Origin of the sequence: Streptomyces odonnellii (assembly GCF_000981895.1) — a bacterium.
Lineage (GTDB): Bacteria > Actinomycetota > Actinomycetes > Streptomycetales > Streptomycetaceae > Streptomyces > Streptomyces odonnellii.
In genome coordinates this window covers 1-2,400 of sequence record NZ_LATD01000296.1, presented here as the reverse complement: position 1 = coordinate 2,400, position 2,400 = coordinate 1, and the positions used below count along the sequence as shown (strand labels likewise).

2 protein-coding genes are annotated in these 2,400 nt (G+C 74.1%); one reads left to right on the top strand and one right to left on the bottom strand.

The genetic code is table 11. The features are described from left to right. Positions 1-1,035 (bottom strand): EamA family transporter (locus WH07_RS25565; RefSeq protein WP_408645935.1); only part of this gene is annotated, 1,035 nt, incomplete at its 3' end. A gap of 142 nt (positions 1,036-1,177) precedes the next feature. Here WH07_RS25565 and WH07_RS25560 point away from each other — a divergent pair. Next, a complete protein-coding gene (locus WH07_RS25560) occupies positions 1,178-2,278 on the top strand; it encodes an alpha/beta fold hydrolase (protein ID WP_063775828.1) in 1,101 nt (366 codons plus the stop codon). Positions 2,279-2,400 lie beyond the last annotated feature (122 nt).

Sequence of the window (2,400 nt, the reverse complement as noted above, 5' to 3'; positions counted from 1 at the left end):
CGGCGGCCCGTCCTGCCGCTCCCCCTGCCGCGCACCCTTCGGCCCGCCCTGCCTGACACCCTTCCGCCAGCCTCGGCGCGCATCCTCCCGGCCGCCCCCTACGCCCTTCCCGCCCACCTGCGTCCGTACCGCGCCCATGCTCGCCGCGATGACCAGTGCGATCGCCAGCGCGTCAGTGGCGGAGAGCGCCTGGTCCAGGAGGAGGAAGCCCGCGGTCGCCGCGATGGCCGGTTCCAGGCTCATCAGGATGGCGAAGGTGGGCGCGGGCATCCGCCGCAGGGCGAGCAGTTCGAGGGTGTACGGCAGGACGGACGACATCACCGCGACCGCGAGGGCCAGCCCCACCGTCGAGGGCACCAGCAGTCTGGACCCCGACTCGACGACCCCCAACGGCAGCGCGAGCAGCGCGGCGACCGTCATCGCCAGCGCCAGCCCGTCGGCCTGCGGAAAGCGCCGGCCGGTCCGCGCGCTGAAAACTATGTAGGCCGCCCACATGGCGCCGGCCAACACCGCGAAGGCCGCACCTATGGGGTCCAGCCGATCGAACCCGCCACCGCTCAGCAGCAGTACCCCGCCGAGCGCCAGGCCGGCCCAGAGCACATTGACCAGCCGCCGGGAGACGAACACCGAGAGCGCGAGCGGGCCGAGGACTTCGAGGGTGACGGCCGCGCCCAGCGGGATACGGTCGGCCGCCTGGTAGAAGAGCGCGTTCATGGCGGCCATCACGGCGCCGAAGGCGATGACCGTACCCCAGTCGGCACGCGAGTGCCCGCGCACCGCGGGCCGGCACACCACCAGCAGGACGGCCGCGGCGAGCGCGAGCCGCAGCGAGACGACCCCGAGGGCTCCGGTGCGGGACATCAGGAGTACGGCGATGGCGGCCCCGAACTGTACGGAGAGCCCGCCCGCCATCACCAGCGCGACGGGCCCGGCGGAGCGGCCGTCGCCCCCCGTGCGCGGGGCGGCGGGGGCGCTCGGGGCAGCGGCGGCCGTAGTCGTACGCGGCTCTTCCACCGGAATCCTTCCATGGTTCACTTGGTGCACTTCAATAGACCTTGGGTCCAACACACTGTACTCCACTCGGCCGCATCACCCACATGCCGCTCACCGCGCGCCCCGCCCCCGCTGACCTGGCAACACTGATGCCGACCCCATCCGCCTCCCGGAGGAGACAGACATGGCCATGCCGTCAGCTCCCGGCCCCTGGATACGTCCGGGTTCCGGCCCTCGGAAAGGTGCGCGTCCGGGGCATCGGATACGTTCGCGCCGCGGGTACGCGCTGGCCGCGGCGCTCACCGCGACGGCGCTCGCGGGCACCGCCCCCGCCGCCGGCGCCCTGCCCGCCGCGACCCACCGCGGCAGTACCGACAAGCCGACCATCGTGCTCGTGCACGGCGCCTTCGCCGACGCGTCGAGCTGGCGCGAGGTCGTACCGCGCCTCCAGAACGACGGTTACCAGGTCATGGCGCCCGCCAATCCGCTGCGCGGTCTGCACGGCGACGCCGCGTACATCGCCAGCGTCCTGAGGAGCATCAAGGGCCCGATCGTCCTGGTCGGCCACTCGTACGCGGGAGCGGTCATCAGCGGCGCGGCGGTCGGCAATCCGCAGGTCAAGGCGCTCGTGTACATCAACGCGCTGATGCCGGACAAGGGCGAGGTCCTCTCGGTGCTGTCCGCGAAGTTCCCGGGCAGCGAACTCACCCCGGCCCTCAAGTCCGTACCGTTCACGCTGCCCGACGGATCGACCGCCACCGACCTCTACATCAAGGCCGACCGTTTCCGGCCGGTGTTCGCGGCGTCCCTCCCGGCGGCCACGACGGCGGTACTGGCGGCCACTCAGCGCCCCATCGCCGCCCAGGCGTTCGCCGACACGGCCGGGCCCGCCGCATGGCGGACCATCCCCTCCTGGGCCATGGTCTCCACCGCGGACCGGACCATCTCGCCCGAGCTGGAACGCTTCGAGGCCGAGCGGGCCCACTCGCACACCGTCGAGATCGACGCCCCGCACCTCGCGATGCTCACCGACCCCGAGGCCGTCACGGACCTCATCCTGGCCGCGGCCCGCCTCCAGCCGTCCCAGCGGCCCGCCACCAAGGAACCCGCCAGAACCCTCGCCGCCACCGGCTCCACGGGTGCCACCGGGCCCGCCGGACCCGCCGGACCCGCGGGCGCCACCGACTCCACGCGCCCGGGCACGGCGGGCCTCGCGGGTGCGGCCCTCATGGCGGGTGCGGCCGTGGTGGCGGCAACCCGCAAACGCCGCCCCACCGCCGGCTGACCGGCCGTCCGCGCCCCGCGCTCGTCCGCGCCCCGCTCGTCCGTCCCGCCCGCCGTGGAAAGGGACGGACGGGCGGGGTGGCGTGCGCCCCCCACCGTCAGCTCGGTGTGCCCCCCGCCGTC

Excerpts from the sequence above, each read along its gene's own strand:
- WH07_RS25560 (WP_063775828.1), top strand. The coding sequence starts at position 1,178 with ATGGCCATGCCGTCAGCTCCCGGCCCCTGGATACGTCCGGGTTCCGGC.